General features: G+C 53.3%; 21 protein-coding genes. 18 read left to right on the forward strand and 3 right to left on the reverse strand.

What is annotated here, in order from left to right; all coding sequences use genetic code 11:
- Positions 1 to 87 precede the first annotated feature (87 nt).
- Both L6H98_RS21210 and L6H98_RS21215 read left to right on the forward strand, forming a co-directional pair.
- Positions 88 to 648, forward strand: coding sequence for a glutathione peroxidase (locus L6H98_RS21210; RefSeq protein ID WP_236418540.1), 561 nt, complete (start codon positions 88 to 90; stop codon positions 646 to 648).
- 305 nt (positions 649 to 953) lie between these two features.
- Positions 954 to 4,136: a bifunctional cytochrome P450/NADPH--P450 reductase gene (locus L6H98_RS21215; RefSeq protein ID WP_236418542.1), complete on the forward strand. Its 3,183-nt coding sequence runs from the start codon at positions 954 to 956 to the stop codon at positions 4,134 to 4,136.
- A 163-nt stretch (positions 4,137 to 4,299) separates the two neighbouring features.
- Here the strand turns inward: L6H98_RS21215 and L6H98_RS21220 are convergent, their stop codons facing one another.
- Positions 4,300 to 4,692 carry a hypothetical protein gene (locus tag L6H98_RS21220; RefSeq protein WP_236418544.1) on the reverse strand — a complete coding sequence of 131 codons (393 nt, stop codon included), beginning with the start codon at positions 4,690 to 4,692 and terminating at the stop codon, positions 4,300 to 4,302.
- A gap of 210 nt (positions 4,693 to 4,902) precedes the next feature.
- Positions 4,903 to 6,192 (reverse strand): Gfo/Idh/MocA family oxidoreductase, encoded by a 1,290-nt coding sequence (locus L6H98_RS21225; RefSeq protein WP_236418555.1) that lies wholly within the window; start codon positions 6,190 to 6,192, stop codon positions 4,903 to 4,905.
- A 138-nt stretch (positions 6,193 to 6,330) separates the two neighbouring features.
- Here L6H98_RS21225 and L6H98_RS21230 point away from each other — a divergent pair, with 138 nt between their 5' ends.
- Positions 6,331 to 7,209, forward strand: coding sequence for an AraC family transcriptional regulator (locus L6H98_RS21230; RefSeq protein ID WP_236418557.1), 879 nt, complete (start codon positions 6,331 to 6,333; stop codon positions 7,207 to 7,209).
- An 88-nt stretch (positions 7,210 to 7,297) separates the two neighbouring features.
- Here the strand turns inward: L6H98_RS21230 and L6H98_RS21235 are convergent, their stop codons facing one another.
- Complete coding sequence (locus L6H98_RS21235; RefSeq protein WP_236418568.1) at positions 7,298 to 8,242, reverse strand: glycosyl hydrolase; 945 nt, start codon at positions 8,240 to 8,242, stop codon at positions 7,298 to 7,300.
- Positions 8,243 to 8,459: 217 nt separating this feature from the next.
- On the opposite strand from L6H98_RS21235, the gene L6H98_RS21240 reads away from it, so the two are divergent.
- The 15 genes from L6H98_RS21240 to L6H98_RS21310 all read left to right on the forward strand — a co-directional run bounded on the left by L6H98_RS21240 (position 8,460) and on the right by L6H98_RS21310 (position 25,008).
- Positions 8,460 to 8,906, forward strand: coding sequence for a GNAT family N-acetyltransferase (locus tag L6H98_RS21240; protein ID WP_236418596.1), 447 nt, complete (start codon positions 8,460 to 8,462; stop codon positions 8,904 to 8,906).
- A 130-nt stretch (positions 8,907 to 9,036) separates the two neighbouring features.
- The gene (locus L6H98_RS21245) at positions 9,037 to 9,483 is read left to right on the forward strand and encodes a RidA family protein (RefSeq protein ID WP_236418598.1); all 447 of its coding nucleotides are present in this window, start codon (positions 9,037 to 9,039) and stop codon (positions 9,481 to 9,483) included.
- Positions 9,484 to 9,490: 7 nt separating this feature from the next.
- On the forward strand, positions 9,491 to 10,084 hold the full coding sequence (locus L6H98_RS21250; protein ID WP_236418608.1) for a GNAT family N-acetyltransferase: 594 nt from the start codon (positions 9,491 to 9,493) through the stop codon (positions 10,082 to 10,084).
- Positions 10,085 to 10,112: 28 nt separating this feature from the next.
- Entirely contained in the window at positions 10,113 to 10,922 is an 810-nt protein-coding gene (locus tag L6H98_RS21255) for an aminoglycoside phosphotransferase family protein (RefSeq protein ID WP_236418644.1), read from the forward strand.
- A 48-nt stretch (positions 10,923 to 10,970) separates the two neighbouring features.
- Positions 10,971 to 13,211 (forward strand): class I SAM-dependent methyltransferase, encoded by a 2,241-nt coding sequence (locus L6H98_RS21260; protein WP_236418646.1) that lies wholly within the window; start codon positions 10,971 to 10,973, stop codon positions 13,209 to 13,211.
- The gene (locus tag L6H98_RS21265) at positions 13,208 to 13,801 is read left to right on the forward strand and encodes a histidine phosphatase family protein (protein WP_236418648.1); all 594 of its coding nucleotides are present in this window, start codon (positions 13,208 to 13,210) and stop codon (positions 13,799 to 13,801) included. The genes L6H98_RS21260 and L6H98_RS21265 overlap by 4 nt, the downstream gene beginning before the upstream one ends.
- Positions 13,798 to 14,487 (forward strand): 3'-5' exonuclease, encoded by a 690-nt coding sequence (locus L6H98_RS21270; RefSeq protein ID WP_236418650.1) that lies wholly within the window; start codon positions 13,798 to 13,800, stop codon positions 14,485 to 14,487. Before L6H98_RS21265 ends, L6H98_RS21270 begins: the two co-directional genes overlap by 4 nt.
- Complete coding sequence (locus tag L6H98_RS21275; RefSeq protein ID WP_236418653.1) at positions 14,480 to 14,854, forward strand: hypothetical protein; 375 nt, start codon at positions 14,480 to 14,482, stop codon at positions 14,852 to 14,854. Before L6H98_RS21270 ends, L6H98_RS21275 begins: the two co-directional genes overlap by 8 nt.
- A gap of 190 nt (positions 14,855 to 15,044) precedes the next feature.
- Positions 15,045 to 16,058 (forward strand): ABC transporter substrate-binding protein, encoded by a 1,014-nt coding sequence (locus L6H98_RS21280; RefSeq protein WP_236418655.1) that lies wholly within the window; start codon positions 15,045 to 15,047, stop codon positions 16,056 to 16,058.
- A 106-nt stretch (positions 16,059 to 16,164) separates the two neighbouring features.
- On the forward strand, positions 16,165 to 17,799 hold the full coding sequence (locus L6H98_RS21285) for a helix-turn-helix domain-containing protein (protein WP_236418665.1): 1,635 nt from the start codon (positions 16,165 to 16,167) through the stop codon (positions 17,797 to 17,799).
- 252 nt (positions 17,800 to 18,051) lie between these two features.
- Positions 18,052 to 20,010: a putative PEP-binding protein gene (locus L6H98_RS21290; protein WP_236418675.1), complete on the forward strand. Its 1,959-nt coding sequence runs from the start codon at positions 18,052 to 18,054 to the stop codon at positions 20,008 to 20,010.
- Between the two features lie 130 nt (positions 20,011 to 20,140).
- Positions 20,141 to 22,078: an LTA synthase family protein gene (locus L6H98_RS21295; RefSeq protein WP_236418677.1), complete on the forward strand. Its 1,938-nt coding sequence runs from the start codon at positions 20,141 to 20,143 to the stop codon at positions 22,076 to 22,078.
- A gap of 165 nt (positions 22,079 to 22,243) precedes the next feature.
- Positions 22,244 to 23,251, forward strand: coding sequence for an LLM class flavin-dependent oxidoreductase (locus L6H98_RS21300; protein WP_236418679.1), 1,008 nt, complete (start codon positions 22,244 to 22,246; stop codon positions 23,249 to 23,251).
- A 329-nt stretch (positions 23,252 to 23,580) separates the two neighbouring features.
- Positions 23,581 to 23,904, forward strand: a complete 324-nt coding sequence (locus L6H98_RS21305; RefSeq protein ID WP_236419627.1) for a (2Fe-2S) ferredoxin domain-containing protein — start codon at positions 23,581 to 23,583, stop codon at positions 23,902 to 23,904.
- A gap of 171 nt (positions 23,905 to 24,075) precedes the next feature.
- On the forward strand, positions 24,076 to 25,008 hold the full coding sequence (locus tag L6H98_RS21310; RefSeq protein ID WP_236418689.1) for a manganese-dependent inorganic pyrophosphatase: 933 nt from the start codon (positions 24,076 to 24,078) through the stop codon (positions 25,006 to 25,008).
- The last annotated feature ends 69 nt before the right edge of the window (positions 25,009 to 25,077 follow it).

Consider the following 25,077-nt stretch of genomic DNA (forward strand, 5'->3'; position numbering starts at 1 on the left):
CGATCCCGCCTCTTCCTTTACCCTACCATTCCCATCATTAGAAAAGGACTACAATGAGCCCATGATCATTGGAGGAGGTTTGATTTCATGGACTTATATTCCAGCGAGGTGGCTTGCATGGACGGTAGCACGACGACGCTGTCCTCGTTTCGCCACAAGGTGCTGCTCATCGTCAACACGGCCAGCAGATGCAGTTATTCCAGCCAATTTGCTGCTTTACAGCAGCTCTATGACAAATACCGGGAGCAGGGGCTGGAAATTTTGGCATTCCCGTGCAATCAGTTCAATGGCAAAGAACCAGGCAGCAATGCGGAGATTGCCGAGTATTGCCGGAACGAATTCCGGGTGACGTTCCCCATGCTCGGAAAAATCGACGTCAGGGGACCAAAGATGCATCCTTTGTATGAAAAATGGATTGAACAAGCCCCTTTTGCAGGATTTGACCTATCTACGGAAAAGGGCCGATGGATGGACGATTTTCTCAAGGAGAAGCACCCTGACATTTATGCAGGGGATGGAGTCAAGTGGAATTTCACCAAGTTTCTGATCGGCCGGGATGGGAGGGTCGCTGCCCGTTATGAAACTCCGATCGAACCGGTAGCAATGGAAAGCATGATCGAGAGGTTACTGAACGAAACCGGAAATTGATTAGCTCCAATCGTCCTAAGACCATGGGCCTGTTGAAGATTGATGATGGGAATGGTAGGGTAAAGGAAGAGGCGGGATCGTCTCTTCCTTTTTTTAGGATGAAATGACCGTTTTACCGAAATGGTCAGTTGGTTCTATCGTAGGTTCAGCCTTTCGCCATCATGATCTTTCATCGAATGGATGAGATTAGTCGGATTGCGAAAAAATAGGGTATAACTATGAGGAGAGTCAGAACCAAACGAACCGTCTGCAGAATCGATGTACCGTATTGGAAGAACATTACCTTGAAAGAGGAGTGAACAGAAATGGTGCAACATTCAGTGCCTCAACCGAAAACCTTTGGACCTCTGGGCAATTTGCCGCAGTTGAATTTTGAAGAGCCGGTTCAATCTCTTGTGCAGCTGGCGGGTGAATACGGCCCCATTTTCCGCATGGAGCTGCCGGGACGAAGCGAGCTGTACATTTCGGGTCACGAGTTGGTTGCCGAAGTATGCGACGAATCGAGATTTGACAAGCGGGTATGGGCACCCTTGGAGAAGGTAAGGGCTTTTGCCGGCGACGGATTATTTACCAGCTGGACGGAAGAGCCGAACTGGAAGAAAGCTCATAACGTGCTTTTGCCGAGCTTTAGTCAGCGCGCCATGCAGGGGTATCATCAGAAAATGCTGGATTTGGCCGTGCAGCTCGTGCAAAAATGGTCGCGCCTCAATCCTGACGAAACGGTCAACGTGCCGGAAGACATGACCCGGTTGACGCTGGATACGATTGGCCTGTGCGGGTTCAACTATCGGTTCAACAGTTTTTATCGCGAGGACCCGCATCCGTTTATTACCAGCATGGTGCGTTCGCTCGATGAAGCCATGAGCTCGCTTCAGCGGCTGCGGCTGCAGGACAAACTGATGTTTGCGAAAAAGAAGCAATTCGAACAGGACATTCGCACCATGTTTTCGCTTGTGGATCACATCATCGCTGAGCGAAAGGCAAAGCCGGTCGAGGGGGCAGATGACCTGCTGTCACATATGCTTAGCGGCAAGGATCCCGAAACCGGAGAAACGTTGGATGACGAGAATATCCGTTATCAGATTATTACGTTTCTGATTGCCGGACATGAGACGACGAGCGGGTTGTTGTCGTTTGCCATTTATTATTTGCTGAAAAACCCGGACAAGCTTGCCAAAGCGCAGGCCGAGGCAGACCGCATTCTGAAAGATCCGCTCCCGAGTTATAACCAGGTCCGGGAACTCAAATATGTGCGCATGGTCCTGAACGAAGCGCTGCGGTTATGGCCGACGGCTCCCGCCTTTTCGTTATACGCGAAGCAGGATACGGTGCTCGCAGGCAAATATCCGCTGCAAAAGGGGGACAGCGTCAGCGTCCTGATTCCCAAGCTGCATCGGGATCGCGAGGCGTGGGGAGAAGATGTGGAGGCATTCCGCCCGGAACGGTTCGAAGACCCGAGCAAGGTGCCGCATGATGCTTACAAACCGTTCGGAAATGGCCAGCGCGCCTGCATCGGGCAGCAATTTGCTTTGCAGGAGGCCACGCTCGTACTGGGGATGGTGCTGAAACATTTTGAACTGATCGATCATGCCGATTACCAGTTGAAAGTGAAAGAAACGTTGACGCTCAAGCCAGACAATTTCACCATTCGTGTGCGCGTGCGCGAAAGCCAGCCGGTCATGGCCGCTCCTGGCATCGCCGTCCAGGAACCGGCCTCAGCGACGATGGCGCCTGCAAACAAAGAGCCGAACCTGATGAATGCGCATCGCACGCCCATGCTTGTCCTGTACGGATCGAATCTGGGTACCGCGGAAGGCATTGCCCGGGAGATTGCCGATACCGCCAGGTATCAAGGCTTTCACAGTGAAGTGGCCGCACTGGATCAACGCGTCGGCAAGCTGCCGAAAGAAGGCGTGGTCATCATCGTCAGCGCTTCCTACAACGGCCAGCCTCCAAGCAATGCAAAAGCGTTTGTCGAATGGCTGGAGCATGCGGATTCTGGAGAGTTCAACGGCGTGCGTTACGCGGTCATGGGATGCGGAGACCACAATTGGGCCAGCACATATCAACGCGTTCCGCACCTTATCGATGAGCTATTGTCCGCAAAAGGGGCCGAGCGCCTTGCCCCGCTTGGCGAGAGCGATGCCAGCGGTGATTTTGAACAACAGGTCGATCGCTGGAATGAACGTTTATGGCCCGAACTGGCAGAAAAGCTGGGTCTGGAGCTGAACGTCAACTCCGAGAGCGAACGCAGTTCCTTGTCCGTGCAATTTGTCAACGGTTTGGCTGTCACCCCGCTGGCAGAAACCTATGATGCACATATCGCAACGGTCGTGGAGAATCGTGAACTGCACGATGCGGGGAGCGACCGCAGCACGCGCCATCTGGAGATTCGTTTACCGGAAGGCGCGGTCTACAAGGAAGGCGACCATCTGGGCGTACTGCCGCATAATCCGCCCGAATTGGTGGAGCGTGTGCTCCGCCGATACGGTTTCAACGGCACGGAGCATTTGGTACTGGACGCTTCCGGGCGCAGCGCGGCTCACCTGCCGTTGAACCAGCCGGTCAATTTGTTTGACCTGCTGACCCACAGCGTGGAATTGCAGGAGGCTGCGACGCGTGCGCAATTGCGCGAATTGGCCGCATATACGGTTTGTCCGCCTCACAAGAAAGAGCTTGAAGCACTGCTTGACGAAGCGGCTTATTTGGAGAAAGTGCGCGGCAAACGCGTTTCCATGCTGGATTTTCTGATCCGGTACGAGGCATGCGAGCTGCCGTTCGAGCGTTTTCTGGAGCTGCTCCCTCCGCTGAAGGCCAGGTACTACTCCATCTCCAGTTCACCCCGCGTTCAGCCGGGTCAGGCGAGCATTACGGTAAGTGTAGTGCGTGGACCAGCCTGGAGCGGAGAGGGCGAATACAAAGGCATTGCCTCCAACTATTTGGCCAAGCTGCAGCCGGGCGAAGAGATCGTGATGTTCGTGCGCACGCCCGAGTCGGGCTTTGAACTGCCGGAGCAGGCAGGCGTGCCGATCATCATGGTCGGCCCGGGCACCGGAGTAGCGCCGTTCCGCGGATTTTTGCAGGCTCGTCGCGTTTTGAAGGAACAGGGAGCCGAGCTTGGCGAAGCACACCTGTACTTTGGCTGCCGCAATCCCGAGCATGATTATTTGTACAAACAGGAGCTGGAGCAGGCTGAGCGAGAAGGGCTTGTGACGCTGCACACCGCTTTTTCCCGGATTCAGGGAGAGGAGAAATGTTATGTCCAGCATCGGATGAAGCAGGATGCATCACGATTGGTTTCGCTGCTGGAGCAAGGCGGACACTTGTACATTTGCGGCGACGGCAGCCGAATGGCTCCGGACGTCGAAGCGACATTGAAGGAAGCCTACGCCACCGTAACCGGCAGCACGGCTCAGCAGGCGGAAGCATGGCTGGAACAACTGCAGCAGCAAGGGCGATACGCGAAGGATGTATGGACAGGGATTTAAAAAGATACTGTGAATAAAGCAATTGAAGAAGTGGATGCTCATCAGGCTGCCGCAAATGTCTGAAATGGATGGGGCAGCCTCGAGCATTGTTGTAATTTCTTAATTTCAGGCTTTGAACGAGCCAAACTGCATGGTTGCGGATATAAAGGATCCAAGCCTGTGTTCATTTTCCCCTTACAGGCCGATAGATGGATTCGACTTGCTTCAGCGGAAACAGGATGCGGGAAGGGAACTTCCCCCTGGCCTGCAATTCAATATAGTTCAATCCCACCGCGACAAGGCGGAGATTGCGAAATGCATTTCGGGTAGGGAACGCGGTACGGACGCCTACGAATATGCCGCGCCGCGTGCGAGGGATGCCGAACACCCGGATGGAATTCAGGCTTAGCGGCACGAAGAGTTGACCGTTTACTTTGATGAAATTGCGCGGGTACACCCGGTCGATCCGTCCTGGCTCAAGGCCGGACAGGGGGGCGTTCAATTCGGCGAGATGGCCCTGCAATTCGGCCAGGCGCTGCTGAAGCGTTTTGCCGGTTTGAAGCTGGTGCACGTTCATGCGAACTCCTCCGTTTTCCGTTTATACCCAGTATATGAGCGGAGAACGCCAAGGTGAGTCCGAGGATGCATCGATTTGACATTTATATGGTGCGGTGCACCTCAAAAACGCTCCTTCCTCAGAAGGAGCGTTTTTGAGTCGATATCGTAAAGGCAGCAGCTAATCCGATCTTTATATCAGACCGCCGTTGAATACGACAGTATGCGTTTGTCAGAAACGAACGAGGCTGCCGATCTGTACGGGCTGGCCCGTGGCGATGGCCCGATTGGCTGCAATCCCGGTCAAGATGGATTGTGCGCCATCGATATGGTTCGCCGCGCGGTTGAACGGATCTTCTTCCGGATGGCCGAACAGGTCGTTAAGCAGGACCGGATCGCCCCCGCCGTGGCCGCCTTCGCGTTCTTCGACCTCCACTTCGTAGGGTGCGCCGAACATGGGCAGTACGCGCAGCGTTTTGCCGATCAGCGCTCCTTCCAGGTTTTTGTCGCCGAGCGAATTGACGTACGATTGTTCGACGATCGACATTTCGATGCGTCCTTTCGTGCCGTTGATGGCGATGCGGTATCCCTCCCAAGGTTGGTAAGCAACAAGGGAATAAGTCAAGATAGCCTTGTTCTGGTATTGAACCAGGACGCCCATCGTGTCCTCGATGTTGATGCCGTCGCCGAATACGCTCTGGTCGCGTTGATAGCCGTCCTCTGCTTCGGCGTCCAGATACATCGCTTTCAGATGGGCATCCGAATCCAGATGCAGGGCGAACGGATCGCCTTCGGCAAGCGGACTGCCCGTTGCACGCGTATAAAATTGGGTTACCCCGCGCTCCTCGGCATTTTCGCGGCCATAGAACATCAAATCCCCGAATGCAAATACCGTTTGAGGCTGGGAACCGATCCAGAAGTTAACAAGGTCAAAATGGTGCGTCGATTTGTGCACGAGCAGACCGCCGCTATTCCGTTTATTGCGGTGCCAGCGGCGGAAATAGTCCGCGCCATGGCGAGTGTTCAGCAGCCATTCGAAATGCACGGACGTGACGCGTCCGATGGCATCGTTCATGACAAGCTCCCTTACTTTGGTGTGATGGGGAGCATAACGGTAGTTAAAGGTCACGCGCACGTTCCGCCCGGTCCGTTTGGTAGCGTCGAGAATGTCCTGACATTTTTGCTCATCGATGGTCATCGGCTTTTCGGTGATGACGTCGCATCCAAGTTCCATGGCGCGAATGATGTATTTGTGGTGCGTGCGGTCAATGCTTGTCACGATCACGAAGTCGGGTCTCTCGCTGGCGATCATTTCATCGAATTGATCGGCACGGTATGTAGGCACTTCGTTATATTTGTATTTGTCGCGCAGCATTTGATTGGCATAGTTCATCCGGGTTTGGTTGATATCGCAAAATGCGACCAGCTCCGATGTTTCACGGAAATCGCGGGCCAGCGATCCGTAGAAGAATTCGGCACGACCTCCGGTACCGACCAATGCATAGCGTTTTTTGTCACTCATGTCATCGCCTCCTTGAATATGCTTCTAGCCTATAACAAGGAAGCACGTTTTTCGCCGCCTTTATTGCGAAATCGCTTTCAAATGCCGCCGATTTTGCTATAATCCAAGGGAAACCTTTTAAAAAAGGATGGGATGCCCGTGAACAGGCCATATCGCGCGGACTTTCATGATCCGACCGGGCTGCTCGCAATCGAATATGATCGGCGCATCGGTTATTTTTCGATGCATGCGGACCATCTGCACGATCATTATGAGCTGTATTACCTGTTGTCGGGCGAGCGCATTTACTTTATCAAAGATCGATCCTACCGGGTTATGGCAGGGGACCTGGTTCTGGTAGACCGCAACGTGGTCCACAAAACGCTGGATAGCGGCAGGCCGGATCATGATCGGGTGGTCCTGTACCTGAAGCCGGAGCTGTTCGCAGGCATGGGCGTGCCCGCAGATTTGGCCGCTGGTTTGATGCAGCTGTTTCGCGGCAGTCCGCCCGTGCTGCGGTTTCCTTCACGCGTCCATGCTCAGGTGGAACGATTGGCTGTGGAGATCGTGGACGAGATGGTGGACCCGCAGCCGGGCAGCGAGCTGCTGCTCCGCCACAGGGCGGTGGAATTGCTGCTCTGTGCCTGGCGCAACCGGCACCTGGCCGTAGCGGATGCCGAAGATGCAGAGCCGGTCCTTCATCCCAAAACGCAGGCCGTCGTGCATTATTTGAACGAAAACTTTCGCGAATCGCAGTCCCTGACGGAAGTGGCGGACATGTTCCGTATAAGCCCGCACTATTTGAGCCGATTATTTCGGCATACAACCGGATTTTCGTTCAGCGATTATCTGAACTTGCTGAGAATCAAGGAAGCGCAGCGTTTGCTGCGGGAAACGGACGATCCCATTACGGACATCGCTTTGCGATCCGGGTTCGGGAACTTTTCCCATTTCGGCAAAATGTTCAAACGGATGGTGAATGCATCGCCAAGGCAGTACCGCCAGCAGCATACAAAGCAGGATCGAAGGCAGCCATAAGCGTGAAAAGCCCCGGAAACGACGCAGCGATGGCTGCCCATCATGCATTTCCGAGGCTCATTGCTTTCTTCGAGAATGTAAACCTGTTTTACGATCGGCGCATCGGCGATTCGTTCTCCGGCCGCAACTTCATCCGAAGCTCTTCGTTCCGCGGGCAGATCATGATCCCGTCCACGACGTCGAGCCGTGCTGCCTGAATGGAGCTGCGGCGTGCAGGTTCGCTGGCATGATCCACGCCTTCCCGTCGATCCGGATGCGTGAAATAAAAAATATAGGCCTGATCGTCCTGTACAACGACGTCGGCATGCAATCCGATGACGCCGTCATCCTCCCGGGTGCCCGGCTGATCCAAAATGAGGCTGTTCCACGCCCAGTGTTCCAAATCGTCGGATCGGTAAACGGCCTGTCCCCTCCATTCGTCCACGATCATCCAATAGCTGCCCTTAAAACGAAATACGTTCGGGCCCTCATGAGGCCGACCTGTTATGACGGGACCGATCACTTTCCAATGGTACAGGTCCGCGCTATCCGCGGCATAGGTATGGGAACCGTTCGCTTCATCCTTGTACCACATGCGGAAACGGCCATCCGGCAGCGGGTAGACGCAGGCATCGATCACGTAGTCCGAGCTGAGCTCCAGCGTACCGTGAAACGTCCATGACAACAAGTCGGGGCTTGTATAATGCAGGATATTCCGCTTATGTCCAGGCCAGTCGTGCGGGACGCCTTGGATGTAGCTCACGTACATGTGGTACGTGCCCTCATGCCAGAAAATTTCCGGTGCCCAAAACGTGTTATGACCCCATTCGTGCTCCAATCCCGTCAATGTGCCGCGGTACGTCCAGGTGCTGCCGCCGTCAGTGGAAGAAGCAACGCCAAGATCGGTGCCGTGCACCCAGGCGAACTTCGGTCCGCCCGCCGTTGCGCGGCGGTTGGTATATACCATCCACCAAGCCTGTTCGGCGCGGTTCCATATCAATACGGGATCTGCTGCACCATCAAAGATGGGATCTCGAAATAAAGGTGCGCCCATGAAAAAACCTCCCTTGTTTTTGTCAAAATGGAAACGTGTTCTACTATCGTAAAAGAGTTTGATTGAAATTACAATATTATGTTTTCTTATGGTTTGGATTCATGTATATATTAATCCGAAGATGTTATAATACGCCCAGCAGTTGACGCATGCCAACCATCGAAATTAAGATTAGGGAACTGAAACCAAACATACCCAAAGAAGGCAGGAGAGCAGAATGTATACATACAAGCCGATGTCGATTGAACACTATGACCAGGCTTTGCTGTTATGGGCCCGGACACCGGGGCTCGGCATCAGCATGGAGGTGGATTCGGAAGAGGGAATCGCGGCATATTTGAAACGTAATCCGGGAATCAGCCACGTTTGCGTAGACGATGAAGATCAGTTGGTCGGTACTGCGCTGTGCGGACATGACGGCAGACGCGGATACATGTATCACGTAGTTGTAGATACGGCCCACCGGGGGAATCAGGTGGCGACGACCTTGGTCAGGCATTGTCTGGAGCAGCTGAAGAAGGCAGGCATATTCAAGTGCCATCTGATGGTGCTGGAAAACAACGAGACCGGCAAGCGGTATTGGTCGGAGCATGGATGGCACTATAGGGACAACATATTGCTTTATTCGGCCAATACGCAAACCTTTTCGGAAGCCGGGGCGTAAGGGAAATGGCGGCAGCGAGCAAATATATAGGTTGACTATATATACCGCAAAAGATACACACGTTCACGGAGAGGGCAGAAACAATACGGAGAAGCGGAGCGTTCGCTTCAAAGCAAAGGGGAAGATCTCGATGATTGAACAGCGACTGGAACAGCTTGGAATCGTATTGCCGCGGGCCAGCGCGCCGGCGGCCAAATATGCGAATGCGGTTATTGTGAACGGCATGATGTACGTATCGGGCAAAGGGCCGAATACGGCCGAGCGCGGGAAGCTGGGAGACAAGTTCACGACGGATCAAGGATATGCATTTGCCCGGAATGCAGGCATTGAAGTGCTGGCCGTTGTGCAGGAGGTGCTCGGTTCACTGGACAGGGTGGAACGTGTGGTCAAAATCCAAGGGTTTGTTAACGCTACCGCATCCTATGACGAGCATCACAAGGTGCTGAACGGCTGCTCCGACCTGATGCTCGACGTGTTCGGCGAACGCGGAGTACACGCCCGATCGGTGTTTGGCGCGGCATCGGTCAGGGATGACCTGCCGCTCATCATCGATTCCATTTTCCAAGTAAAGGAGTAGAGGACAAATGACGCAACCCGATCATTCAATCGACCCGATTATGCTTGAATTTCCCGAACGTTTCGAAACGGAGCGGCTGATCATTCGTGCTTCGCAATGGGGAGACGGCCGGATGGTGAACGAAGCCGTCCACGAAAGCGCCGACCAGTTGGCGCCATGGCTGCCTTTTGCCAGAACGCTCCCCACGCTCGAACAATCCGAGATCCGCGCTCGCAAAAACAGGCTGAACTTTATGGAACGCACCGATATGGTCCTTTATTTGCTGGACAAGGAGACCGGCGAATTCGTGGGCAGCAGCGGTTTGCATCGCATGAACTGGGAAGCCCGTTCCTTCGAAATCGGTTACTGGATCAGAACGTCGCGTTCCGGACAAGGATTAATGGGCGAAGCCGTTAGAGGCATCGAGCAGTTTGCCATTCGGCATCTGGACGCCAATCGCCTTGAAATCCGCTGCGATGCCCGCAATCGAAAGAGCGCCAAAGTCGCCGAACGGGCCGGATACACGCTGGAGGGCATTTTGCGGAGAACGGGACGCGATCCGGACGGCGTGCTGGTGGACACGATGGTTTTTGCCAAAGTAAGAGGTGTCGAATTCAACTGATTCCCAATCCAATGGGGGAGGAAACGTTTTGAGGCTGATCGGGCAGGGAAGAACCGCGGATATATTTGAATATTCGCCAGGGGAGATCATGAAGCTGTACCATGCGGATTTCCCGGAGGCTGTCGTGCGGCACGAGTTTCGGATCACGGAGATGGTCGGCAGCAAAGGTTTGCACATCCCCGAGGCTCGCTTCTTACATAAAGAAGGAAACCGTCTTGGCATCGTTTTTGAACGGATCGAAGGGCAAACGCTGCTTGCTCTGCTGCTCGGACAGATCCTATCTGCGGAGGAGACGGCCAGAATGATGGCGGAATGCCATTACGGGCTGCATATGCAGAAGGATGAAGAACGGGCCCTGCCTGGGCAAAAACATATTTTAGAACAGGCGATGATGCGTGTGCCCATGCTTGGGGAATCGGAAAAACAAAAGGTGCTGGCCGATCTTCGGGCGCTGCCGGAGCACAGCCAAATCTGCCACGGCGATTTTCATCCGGACAACGTCATGCTGGAACGGGTCGGCGGGCGCTGCCGGGTCATCGACTGGATGACAGGCATGTCCGGGGACCCGGCAGGGGATGTGGCGCGGACATGGGTCATATTGAAGAGCGCCAGCCTGCCGGAACAGGCGGCTGCAGAGCTGCATCAGGCGTTCGAGACGGCGCGCAGCCTGCTGCTGGACGGCTATATTGAGCATTACTTACGTTTGTCCGGCATGACATGGGAGCAGCTGGAAGCTTGGATTTTGCCCGTTGCCGCTGCGCGGCTGGACGAAAATTTGCCGGAAGGGGAAGCAAGGCATGTGCTGCGTTTCGTGAGGGAGCGTCTGGCGTCCCATTGAACCTGGATGGTCATGTAAGAATTGGAATAGGTGAATGAGGTGGATGCCGTGTTAAAAGCGTTGAAGGCGATTCAAACTTGGAAATCGGGGGACCTGTCTGTAGCGGGACAGTCTCCGTCGTGGCTGCAATTATTGTTGGCCGCCGAAAGGCCGAACATCAATCTGGAGCGTGTCCGTGCCATCGCCGAGCTCGAAACGAATAATCCGGTGCTCGACTATGTGGAGCGAACGCTTCAGGTGCTGGACGGTTTGCACGTTTCCTTTTGGGTACGCGAGATCGTGGAGGAAGTGCTGGCCTGGTCCGAAACGGCGAAGGCAGGAACATTGCAGCAGCGCAGGATGTGGCTGTCCGAAGGCATCAATTTGTTTGTGCACAACATCGGTTCCGCCCAACTGTACGTTCGGTATGCCGCAGCGCCAAACGCCGGTTCTGCGGTTCTGCGCGAAAATGAGGATGGGGGCACATACGCCGGAGTTCCGGGCGATTCAACGATCCGGGGAACTTCGGGTACTTCAGACCAGCATGAACAAGGAGACGATGTCCCGGCATTGTCGCCAAGGCAGGAAATGGTCCGCACGCTGATCGCGACGCATGGTTTGATCGGGCAGTACATCCGCGGGGAAATTCCGTTTGCCGAGAACCTTCCGGTACGTCGAATGTTTGCGGCAGGATGGGTGGACAAAGACGAACTCAGGACACTGCTGCTGGCGCTGAATGAATGCGTGATTGCGGGTGTCGATCCACAGCTTTGGCAGGACGTGCAATCCGAGGTGCGACGTATTGTCGGCTGGATCATCGAAGAGCCTGAACGCCATGAATGGACCTTGAAGGAACGGCTGTCCCGGCTCAGAAGCGCCTCCGTCAAACAGGGCGAACCGCTGGACGAGGCTTATGCACGATTGGAAAAGTCGCTGGACGTCGAGATGGAACTGGCGCCGCTCGCGGATCGCACGTTATGGTACGTGGAGGCAGCTTTGCAGCACTTTTCCTTCAATGAAATGGTGCAGATTTTCCGGCTCGCCCTGAAGGACCTGGAAATGCACGAGCCTGACGGCGGCAGGACGGCTGGACGCGTGCGTCATATCAGCTTCGAACCCCTGATGAACACGATGTATTATGACCACAAAGGTGCCAAAAAGCTGAATGTGTACAAAAAGCGCATGATTGAAAAGTATTTGGAGCAGTGGTCCTGGGAGCAGATGGCATCAGGGGAGGCCATAGATTATCCGCATTTGACCCATCGCGTGCAGCGATACGAGGACGTGCCGGATACGGCGTTCGTGACGTTCGAATTTTCGCCGGCTGCGGAGAAGCTGATCGCTTTCTGCATCGAAGCCGAGAAATCGCCGCTGTACGAACGGGCCGTGCTGATGCTGTTTGATTTGTTCGGCTTAAGGCGCGATGCTTACGACCGTTTCCATAACGAAGAAGCATATCTGGCCGACATGAACGGCTCGGGGGATTACAAAAAAGTGCTGCTGGACTATATCGCGGGCCGGCGGGTGCTGGACATCGGGCCCGGCGGAGGCGTGCTGTTGGATTTGATCGAGCAGGAGAAGCCGGATGTAGAGCCGATCGGCATCGATATTTCAGCCAATGTGATCGAAGCGCTTGAACGCAAGAAACAGCGGGAAGGCCGCCGCTGGCAAGTGATGAAAGGAGATGCTCTGCAGCTGGATCAATACGTGCAGCCTGGCACGGTGGATACGGTCATTTTTTCATCCATATTGCATGAGCTCTACTCCTATATTGAACACGAGGGCAGACGATTCAACCCGAATACGGTGGCGACAGCGCTTCGCAGCGCCTTTGACGTGCTGACTCCGGGGGGCCGGATTCTGATTCGCGACGGCATCATGACGGAACCTGAAACGCAGAAACGGCGCATCCGTTTCATGGAGCCCGACGGGATGCAGTGGCTGGAGCGGTATGCTGCCGATTTTCAGGGAAGGTCCATTGCATTCGACCGGATATCCGATAACGAAGCGGTGCTCAACGTGAATGATGCGATGGAATTTCTGTATACGTATACCTGGGGGCCGGATGCTTACGTCCATGAAATCCAGGAGCAATTCGGCATATTTACTCCGTCCGCCTACGAACGCTGCATCAAAGAAACGCTTGGCGACCAGGCAGACATTATCCTGTTGAAACACTTTTTGCAGAAAGGGTATACGGAAGCGCTGAGCGATCGCATTGTTTTCATGGACGAGGAGGGCATGCCTGCTTCGCTGCCGGACAGTACCTGCTTGATCGTGATCGAGAAGAAGGAGCGTGCAGAGTCGTGAACCCAAATAAGGAAGCATTCAACACAACGTTATATTTTGTCCGGCACGCGGAGTCGGTCTATGTGGAAGGGCAAGAGCGGGAACGCGGGCTCACGGAACGTGGCCTGCTGGATGCGGCGAAGATTGCCGATGTGTTGGTCCAGGAGCGAATCCGCCGCTTCTATTCCAGTCCCTATCGTCGTGCGGTGGATACCTTGCGGGTACTGGCCGGCCATTGCGGATGCGAAATCACGATGGAAGAAGATTTGCGGGAGCGAAAGCTGTCGGAAAAGGATTTGGGGAAAGAAAACTTTCGGGAAGCCAAGCAGAGGGTGTTTCTTGATCCCGAATTTGCTTTCCCGGGCGGCGAATCGAGCGTGGAAGCAGGCAAGCGTGCCGTGGCCGTGCTGGAACGGATCTTGCAGCAGCATGCGGGAGAAAAGGTGGCCATCGGCACGCACGGGGATATCATGACCCTGATGCTTAACCATTACGACCCCGCCTACGGCTATGAGTTTTGGGAAAGCACCTCCATGCCGGACATATATAAGCTGGAAATGGATGCGGAACGTCGGTTGGTTGGCATCGAACGGTTGTGGGTGAGCTCATGAACATTACGTTTATGCAGGATCGGTATTTCATTGAAGGGCTTCAGGTGTTGGATCTGCAGCGGCAGAAGTATTGCATTTTTGATTTGGAAGGCACGGGCATACGCCCGGAAACGGAAAGCATTACTCAGTTTGGAGCGCTTCATCTGGAGTTGGGGTTGACGGAGCAAGCGGAGTTTACCTCCCTTGTTCGGGCAACGAAGCCCATTCCGGATGCTGTCGCCCGATTGACCTGCATTTCTAATGAGGACATGTGCGGCGCTCCCGGGTATAAGGACGTTTTTTCGTCCTTTTTGCATTTTGTTGGTGATCGAGTGCTGGTTACTCAGGCAGGATATGAGTATGATGTGCCGATGCTAAGACGCCATTGCGCAATGAATGGCTTGCCGATGATGACGAACAAGGTGCTGGATACCAAAGCATTGTTTACCTACATTCATCCAGAGATCGATGCTGTTGTTTCCACTGATTTTCTGGTGAGTTACTACGGCATCGACACTGCGGGTTTGCAGCGGCATGAGGCATTAGCGGATTGCCGCTTGATCGCCAGCATTTTCGAACAGGTGATGACGGAATACGAGCAAATGGGGAAAACGCATTTTATCGCCGATCCGAAGGTTTCCATGAGGAGATTTGTTATACCCGCTATGTATCAAGCAGAGGGGAAAGAAGGGGTTGACCTTGAGTAAGGCAGAAGCTGAACGTTTTTTGTCCAAGCTGAAAGAAGGTACACTGATTACGGAACATACCTTTGCAGAACTGGATGTGGACGATTATTTGGCAGAGAGGGAGGACGATGAGTTCTCCGGACAGTGGATGCAGGCGTTCGAGCGTGTGCAGGGGAGCGGCACCGAGGCAGAAGCTGAGGATATTCGTTCCGGTCGGGAGATGGCGTATAAACAGGTATTTTCGCTGACAGGTGATCCTGATTTGGCGGGTTACGTGAGCGATGACATCGGTTTGATCTGTACGGCGCTTGCGGGGGACGAGGTGCATGACGGCTTTGTGCACACGTTGCAGGAAAGCTATTTGAGTGGCAGATTGCCTTTGAGGTAAAGGGGGGGGGGCTTGTCTTTCTGTACATGTCGGATGCTCGTTTGTATAAAAAAATGGCTGCATCTGTGCATTGAGACCATGCCTGAGATGCCGTAAAATTCACCTTAGCGACAAATGAGAATGATAATCATTATGATAGAGACATTCTCAGGTCACATACTACAAAGATTACATAGGGGTGAAGGGGATCATGGCAAGACCAGGCAAAGGATTAAAAGGGTGGTTGATTTTGGCGCTGCTGCTGACGACCGTTATTGCAGGTTGTGGAGCAAAGGCCGAACCAACCGCGCAGCAGAATACAACGGCAGAACAGAACACGACGACGGAAAATACGGCTTCAGAACCACAAGCGGCAGCAGTGAATGAGCCAGAGACTCGGGTAGTAAAAGATGAGTTCGGAGAGGTCACCATCCCGACGAAGCCACAGCGAATTGCAGGCATCTACGTGGAAGATTACTTGAAGGCATTGGGAATTACGCCAGTGATCCAGTGGTACCATCCGAATTGGGGAATCCAGGAATACCTCAATCTGGACGTTCCCCAGTTTGACATCACGGGTAACCTGGAAGTGCTGCTGGAGTATGACCCGGACCTGATCATCGTAGACGGAGGGGTAAATGCCGAGCAATATGAGATGTACTCTAAAGTGGCGCCTACCTACCGTTTGCCGGAACGTGTGCTGCAGGATTCCAAACAGATTTTGACGACGATTGCGGACGTTGTTGGACAGCCCGAGAAGGGAGTCGAGGTGCTGGCGCAGTTCGAGAATAAAATCGAAGATGCCAAAACGAAGTTGAAAGAAACGATCGGGGACGAGACGGTTGCGGTTGTACGCCTGGATGTACAAGATAAAGGGCTGGCACTCTTTGGCGTGAAGAACCGGTACACCGGGTTTATCTATTCCGATCTTGGATTGAAGCCGCATCCGCTGGCAGCGAATATGGAAGAATATCAACAAGTGATTTCCGAAGAAGCAATTCCAGATCTGGATGCCGACCATATTATTATTTTCCCTTCCAACGGGCACTGGAACTCGCCGGAAAACCAGGAAGCGCTCAAGATGCTGGGCAATAAGTTGTGGAAAAACCTGCCGTCTGTCAAAAACAACCATGTGTACATGATGGAGAGATCACACTGGCAATCTGGGGCCATAACGGCCAACTCGATGAAAATGGACGATTTGCTGCAAAAAATGATGCCGTAATTACGGATCATCAAAAAGAAAGTTCTTCAACGAGGGTTGAAGAGCTTTCTTTTTTCGTTTACACTCATTTAAATGATAATAATTCTCAATTGAGGGCGATGAAAATATGAGTTTTACCATGGAACAACGATTGCCCGAGCCTTGGCTCTGCTTACTGGAGCATTTGCAGGAAGTGGATCACGGGCAAGACGAACTAGGCTTCTGCATGAAATACGATGTACTGAATGCACATCAGTTATTTGTGATTACTGCAGGCGAGGGAGAGGCCGTCTGCCCCGATCGATCTTGGAAGCTAAAAAAAGGCGTAATCCTGCTGGTTCCGGAAGGAATAACGATTACGATGGAATCGTCGCGAAAACCGAGGAAGAAGCTTCAATATTTCAAGCTGAATCTGGCACGATCCGGTCAAGCGAGCAAGTCGGAGGCATTCGTTCCTTCGCCGGGCTCCCGTTCAGGAGTCGGTGCCGTGACAGAATTGTATTATAGTCCGTGGAGTTCTTGCATCCGTGCTTTGGAACAAATGCTTGGCAGGCAACAAACGTCTGACTCGTGGATGGCACGTTGGGAACAACAGCTTGCGTTCCAGAATTGGTTCAGCATGCTGATCAAATATAACGAATCATCCCACGAACAACCGGACAGCCGCAGGCGAATCCAGACATCCGTACGTTATATCCACGAGCACTTTGACCAACCTATGACGGTGGATGAACTTGCCGGCAGCATTCAGCTTAACCGCGCCAGCTATACTCGGCAATTCAAGGAAGCGACGGGTCAACTGCCGCTGGACTATGTGAACGAAATTCGGCTGGAGCGGTCCAAACAGCTGCTGCAGATGACGGATGACCGTCTGCATGACATCGCGCAGAACGTCGGTTTCAGCAATGAATACTACTTTAGTCGCCGCTTCAAACAATATACGGGGGTTTCTCCGGGCGTGTACAGGCGACACCAGCGCCAGGACGTTCGCGTGTTTGCGCCATTTCTGGAGGACTTCGTGCTGGCGCTCGGGATCACTCCCGTGATGCAGTATTCGCATCAAATATGGGGCAAACAAGGTTATCTGGAGCTGCATCATGTGCCCGAATTTGACGTAACCAGCCAGGATGCCAAGCTGGATGAACATGAACTACCGGATTTCATTATGTTGGACGATGGTCATGTTCGTTGGAACCTGGAACGTTTGGAGCGGCTCGCACCGACATATTACTTGAAACATCAGGGAGAGGACTGGCGCGGTATCCTGAAATCAACAGCCGATGTTCTGGGTAAGGCTAATCGTATTCAGGAGGTCATTGGTACATACGAAGAGAAGGCATATGAAGCGAAAACAAGACTGCAACGGAAAATAAAAAGTCAAACCGTGGCCTTCCTGCGTATTTCGGCAACGACCATTGCTCTTTATGGTGCAAACAACGGGTATGTGGGGCCGATTATGTTTCAAGATCTTGGTCTTAAACCGGATTCATGCGTTAGCCAATGGGCCGGACAGCAGCGCCGAATTAACATTGAGCTGGAACAACTACCCGGTTTGAATGCTGATCATCTTTTCGTGACGTTTGACGGGGAAAAGTCGACGTTCCCTGGCGAAGAGCGGGGAATCATGGACAGCAGGGAGTGGAGCCAGCTTAAAGCCGTTAGAAACGGCTGCATATACGAGGTCGATTTCTTGACCTGGATGAATTACGGAATCCTTTCGCATGGCAAAAAAATTGACGATATACTGCGATATTTGGGATGAGTGCTGCGCAGGGCGGATCTCCCATAATACCGATGAACGATATCAGCAAATCCTTCTGATCCCCGCAAGCTCATTCGGGACCAATCAGAAGGTTTTTTCATATTTTGAGCCGGCGCAGGGAAAGACCGAATATTGCCAAAGAACAGTCCTTGAGCCGGAGAGTGCGACATACGATAAGAGAAGGTGTGATCATCTACCAAGCACCTTGTCTAAAGTACAGCCATGATGTCAATGGCAGATGGGAGAGCGGCAATGACGAAACGGATCATTCTGCTGGAAGAAGGTACGGCAGCGTTAAAAGAGCTTATGGGCCCGAAGGCGGCGGGACTCGCAGACATGGTGCAGGCAGGTTGGCCCGTTCCGGCAGGCTTCGTATTGGCGGCGTCTGGTTTCGGGCAGGCGTGTGCTCACTCGGGGCAACCGTCCTGCGACAGGGACGATGAACTTGCTGACGCCATACGTTACCTGGAGCAGCGCTCCGGTAAAAGGTTTGGTCATGCTGCCAATCCGCTTCTGCTTGCCGTCCGATCGGGAGGGACGCTAAACGGCCAAACGATGCCTGCCCCGCTCCTGCATATCGGGCTGAACGACAGGACGGTCGAAGGGCTGGCCCAGGCAGCAAACCATCGAATGTATGCGCTTCAATGTTACCGGAATGCGCTGCTGCAGTACGGAAGAACGGTGCGAGGCATCATGGACAAAAGGTTTGAAGAAGAAGCAGGCAGCGATGTCATGCAGGATGAGGCTGAGCTGGAACGGAGCATTGCACGATGCAAAACGTGGATTGAAACGCTGGGAGGAACGCCTTTTCCCCAAAGTCCGGAGGTGCAGCTGGAGGAAGCGCTGCATGCGATGCAAAATTTCGTGCAGGAATCAGGGGATCGTTTTGCAAATGATGGGAACCAGGCTCTTCCGGATCCTTTCAACAGGAAAAATCCTGCTCTGATTCAAGCCATGGTTTATGACGGACTGGACGTACAGAGCGGCAGAGGCATGCTGTTTATAAACCAACCGGATCCAGGACGGAAAGAAATGCAGGGATTCTATCTGGCGTCGGACGCCGATCGATCGGCAAGTACGGCATTGGAGGAGTTGTGCGGGACAAAACCGGACGTATACCGGATGCTGCTGGAGATGCGCAGCGAGCTGGAGCAGGGAGGCGAGTCCGGGCAAGCGGTCGAGTTCGTCGTAGAATCAGGTCAGCTTCATGTGCTGCAAAAGAGCCGAGTTGACGACGCCAATGACGCTTTGGTGAAAATGCTGGTTGAAATGGTTAAACAGGGAAGCATGACAAAGGACGCAGCCCTTCGGTGCGTCAATTCTGTTCAAACGGCGGAAATGCGTAATCGCAACGATACCATCGGGAATATTCCACTTTTCCTGAATCCGAATTGGCGGATCATGCTGGGTTGGGCTGATGAAATAAGGGAACAAGCGGTGTTTGCGCATATCCGGCACCCGGGCGAAGCCAGGCTGGCCAGAGAGTATGGCGCCGACGGGGCCTTTTGCCGGATCGAAGATTGTCTCCGATCACCGATGAGATGGCCATATGCGCAGAAATGGATACAAGCGAACGGCATACCGGATCGCAGACAGGGCATGTGGCGGTTGCTGCCGATGCTGCAGGCCGATCTGGAACAGGTATTGGAAGCGATGAACGGTTGCCCTGTCGCAATACAATTGCTGGATAGAAGGTGGATCGAGCAACAAATATCCAACCTGGAGAGCGTCAGCGAGCGTGATGAACAGGGGCGGACTTCGAATGTGCCGGCCATGGACGAGGAATGGTTCCGCGACTGGACGGATATGCAGCTGGAAGCGGTTTTCCGCGCCGCATTAAAGATCATACGCGAGAATTGGCGGGCCAGGCCGGAAATCTTGCTCATGTTCGCGAATCATCATGAGGAAATCCAGGCTATGGCGGAACTGGCTGATGATGTCGCCGAACAGATTCTGGGTATGGAGAAGCGCCACTGCCGATACCGGCTTGGTCATGGCCCGGAGCATGCATCCCAAACCGCCGGCTCGGAAAAACGATCAAACCTGTATTATGGATTGGGCCTGGATCACGACCGGCGGAACGAAACGAATGTTGTAAATAGTCCGGTGGAGCAGCTGCCCTTTACCCGGATCGCCGCTGCCCAAACCACCTTGGCAGAAGAGGCCGCGAAACGATTGTATTCAAACGGTAATATAACGACAACGGCGTAGCAAACGAAGATCGATTTGCTGGATGGAAGTCTCAGCACGACTTCATGGAATAGAGGTCGCGAAACTGTTATACTGGAATATGCGTTATGTAAAATGAACGTAAAATTTCAGATAAGGGTTGAAAGCGACCATGTTTACATTCAAGAGCGAACGGAACTCTTCACGGCTTTTATTTGCCGTATTATTTGTTCTGATGCTGCTGAAGCTGACGCTTCTGCGGTATTTCTTTTTCCAGGGTTTGTCCGGAGTAGGTTTGGTGACGGACGCCCTGGCTGCGCTGGCCTTGGTATGCGTCCTTGATCTCATTGTGCCGAAAAGGTGGAAATGGGTCGTATACGGCGGTTTTAACTTGTTGTTCTCTTTTTTATTATTCGCAGCCACGTTATATAACGTGCATTTCAGTTCCGTGCCGACGTATACGGCGCTGAGCGAATTGGGACAGGTGGCACAGGTGCGCGGCAGCATTGGACCGCTGGTGCGGCCTGCACATTTCCTGTTCTTCGCGGATATCGTGCTCGTGCTGCCGGTCTGGCTGCTGACGCGCCGCCGCCGTTCGGCCATGGGCTATGGCATCCGCAATACCGACGGACTCACGTTTGGCAGCAACCGAAAAAAATATTGGGGCAAGTTGGGCGTGGTCGTTACCGCCGCGTTCTGCATGGTGTTGTCCGGTACGTTTATCGTCAAGGGCGAATCGATCGACAATGAACTGGTGCGTGCGGAGAACCTTGGATTTTTGAATTATCAAGTCTCGTCGGCCATTCTGACCAGCAAGGAAAACGAAGCCATCGCGAATGGCAATATCCAGGATACGATTGCTCGCGTCAACGAATTGGTGAGCCGGTATGGATATCAGAATCCAACGAAACAAGGGCAGGCGATCCAACCGCGTTATTTCGGCCAGGCCAAAGGCAGTAACCTGATCGTGCTGCAGCTGGAATCGTTCCAGAACTTTCCGATCAATGCTTCTCTGGATGGCCAGGAACTCACGCCGGTCCTGAACGATTTGGCCAAAGAGAGCTATTATTTCAATCATTTCTTCCAGCAAATCGGTCAGGGCAACACGTCGGACGCAGAGTTCATGTCCAATACGTCGATCTATCCGACAGGGGTTGTTCCGATGTCCGCGGGATACAGCGACCGCGATCTGCCGTCTTTGCCGAAATTGTTGAGCAGCGAAGGCTATCAGTCCGAAACGTTCCACGTCAATGACGTATCGTTCTGGAACCGGAACAAGATGTATCCCGCACTGGGTTTTGACCGTTATTTCGACAGAGCCAGCTTCGAGAATGACCGGTTTAACGATTTTGGCGCATCCGACGAGGAACTGTACCGGGTTGGCGTCGAAAAAATGGTTGCCCATCAGACGGCTAATCAGCCGTTCTATGCGCAGTTTATTACAGCTTCAAGCCACTCGCCGTTCAAAATTCCGGAAGATCGCGCCCGGATCACGATTCCGGCTGCGATCACCAATACGCTGCTGCATGATTATTTGCAGGCGATCAATTACACCGACTATGCCGTCGGCCAACTGATCGAGCAGTTGAAGGCGAACGGTCTGTGGGACAATACAACATTGGTGATTTACGGCGATCACTTCGGGCTGCCTGCCGAGGAAGAGATCACGCAGCAGATCAAGGATAACTTGAACGTGCCTTATGACGGCAACGTGAGCCGGTTCAACATCCCGCTTCTGATCCATACGCCGAAACAGGCCAAAGGTCAGGTGATCGAGCAACCGGGAGGCCAGCTTGATATTTTGCCGACCGTTATGAATCTGATGGGCGTCTCGCTATCGGAAGAAAAATTCACGGCATTTGGGCACGATCTGCTGAATATGGACCACAACGCTTTCGGGATTCGGTATTACCTGCCTACCGGCTCGTTCGTCAATAACGAGATTTTGTTCATCCCGGGTGCCGGCTTCGAGGACGGTACGGCGTATTCGCTCAAAACCTATGAGCCCGTAACCGATCTGGAGCCTTATCGTGCAGATTACGAGCATGTGCTTCAATTGATGAAATTGTCCGACGAGTACGTAAAACTGCTGCCGAAACGGGCACCGTAAATATAGCTCCCTCCATATCGGATTTCGGAATGAGCTCGGTTAAATAGTAACGCCACCCTGCGAAATGATGCATGCAGGATGGCGTTATTTTTTTAAATTTTGAAACTGTAATCAATAATGTTACAATGGAGGGAAGAGCAAAGACAGAGAGGATGGATCGACGACATGAAGCTTAGCGTATTGGAACACGGCCACATTAATGAAGGAAGAAGCGTACAGGATACGCTGCAGGAGACGGTGACCCTTGCAAAGCATGCGGAGGAGCTCGGATATTCCCGTTTCTGGATGTCAGAGCATCACGGCGGGGGAGCGCTCTCGTTTTCCAGCCCGGAAGTGATGATTGCGCACGTTGCCGCGCATACGGCGCGCATCCGGGTCGGATCGGGCGGGGTAATGCTGCCCCATTACAGCGCCTATAAAGTGGCCGAGAACTTCAGATTGCTGGAGGCGCTGCACCCCGGCAGAATCGACCTCGGCATCGGGCGCGCGCCGGGAGGCATGCCGCTTGCGAGCCGGGCTTTGAATGAAGGGAAAGCATCGAACGTACAATTTTTCCCGCAGCAGATCGCGGATCTGGGCGGATACTTCCATGAGCAATTGCCGGAGGACCACCGTTTTGCTTCGCTCGTGGCAGGTCCCTCCGTCCCAACCGTACCTGAGGTATGGCTGCTCGGTTCCAGCTCCGAGGGAGCCAGAATTGCGGCTGCCCAGGGAACGTCCTATGCATTTGCCCAATTTTTCGGCACGCCTGGCGGAGAAGAAGCCATGAAATACTATCGGAGGCACTTTAAACCGTCCATTCATGGAGATCAGCCCCACTCGATGATCGCCGTGGCGGCATTCTGTGCGGATACGGAAGAAGAGGCCGCCGAATTGGCGCGCAGCAATGAACTGTTTTTCCTGAGGCTTGGACGAGGGCTGGAGCAGCGCTCCTTTCCGTCGCTTGAAACGGTGCACAGCTATCCGTATACGGCCATGGAGATGGAGCAGATTCGCCAGCGCCGCTCCTTTTCGATCATAGGCACGCCGGAACAAGTCAAGGAGAAAATTGAAGCGCTGGCGGAACGGCATGAAGCCGACGAAGTCATCATCGCCTCGGCCATTCATTCGTTCGAAGCGCGCTTGCGCTCATTTGCCTTGATTGCCGAAGCTTTTGGCCTCAAGAAGGAATAATGCCGACGAAGCGGGAATAAATACGATGAACCAGGCCGGAGTCTTGCCAGACGGGACTCCGGTTTTAATTTGGAAACATGTCTTCGTTTTAGGAACGAACTGCCATTGATGCATGAAGCAGCGGGATACGTGTTTGTGCATGCAGGCATAAATCCCGAGATCCAGGACCGAGGCAACCCGTGGACCATGTTGAAGATGACACGATTTGAATTGCGCAACCCGTGACGGTGTGCTAAGTTATATTTTTCAGCAGTATTGCAGGAAACGCTCGGAGAAGCGGTTCTGGCGTGCTTATACATACGATTTTTAAGGATAAGGGGATGGGCGGACTGGCTATTTATAATTTGGATCATCTGCAGCATCATATATTGCTGTGCAACGGCGGTTCTTGCATGCGCAAAGGCGGGGAAGAGGTTACCCAGGCCGTGCGCGACGAGATTGCGAAGCAGCAGGCCGGCGAATTCATCCACACCACGCGAACGCGCTGCAACGGAAGGTGCGATGATGCTTGCGTGACCATTGTGTACCCGCAGGGAGATTGGTACGGGAACATGACGCCCGAATCCGGCAGAGAGCTTGTACGTGCGCTGTGCAGCGGCGAACAATTGGACCGCCATCGGATCGCCAACGTCACAAAAACAGCAGTGAATTAGCACGGTTACTCCAACATTTTTTTTGGAAAATGAGCATTTGAGAATGAATTGCATTGAATTCGTTGTAAAGGGATTGGAATGAACTCATATTGACGCTATAATCAGTAAAGGTATGATACCTTATAGAATATGGTTATAACGACAAACCATCATTGACGGAGGGCTATGAACATGGAAAAAGCGTTAATCTTCGGACATAAAAATCCGGATACGGATACGATCTGTTCTGCGATCGCTTATGCCGACCTGAAAACAAAATTGGGACAAAACGTCGAAGCGGTGCGCCTGGGAGAAGTAAATGGCGAAACGCAATACGCGCTTGATTTCTTCAAAGTGGATGCTCCGCGTTTGATTAGCACGGCTGCCAACGAAGTGAACAACGTAATCCTCGTCGACCACAACGAGCGCCAGCAAAGCGTTAGCGACATTGCGGACGTTACCGTGGTTGAGGTCATCGACCATCACCGCATCGCGAATTTCGAGACAAGCCAGCCGCTTTATTTCCGTGCAGAGCCTGTCGGTTGCACCGCAACCATCCTGAACAAGCTTTACAAGGAAAACGGCGTGGAAATCAGCGCGCCGATCGCCGGCCTGATGTTGTCCGCGATCATTTCCGACTCCCTGCTCTTCAAATCGCCGACTTGCACCGAGCAGGACGTTGCAGCAGCTCGCGAACTGGCAGCCATCGCTGGCGTGGATGCGGACAGCTACGGCCTGGATATGTTGAAAGCCGGCGCAGACCTGAGCCAAAAAACGATTGCCGAGCTGATCTCCCTCGATGCCAAAGAATTTTCGATGGGACAAGCCAAAGTCGAAATCGCTCAAGTCAATGCGGTTGACGTGAACGACGTGCTCGTGAAGCAGCCTGAGCTTCAAGCTGCGATCGAGGCGATCATTTCCAGCAAAGGGCTGGACCTGTTCGTATTTGTCGTAACGGATATTTTGAACAACGATTCTGTTGCCCTGGCATACGGTGCTTCCGCCCATGCTGTCGAGAAAGCATACAATGTCACGCTGAACGACAGTAAAGCGCTGCTGAAAGGCGTTGTATCCCGCAAATCGCAAATCGTACCGGTGCTGACCGAAGCATTCAACAACCTGTAATCGGATTCGGTACAAGCGCGATCTGTCGCGTATGTAAGCCTGCTCTGATCCTCAAAGGGTCAGGTCAGG

The sequence above is a fragment of the Paenibacillus sp. JJ-223 genome (genome assembly GCF_927798175.1).
GTDB classification, from domain to species: Bacteria; Bacillota; Bacilli; order Paenibacillales; family Paenibacillaceae; genus Paenibacillus; species Paenibacillus hubeiensis.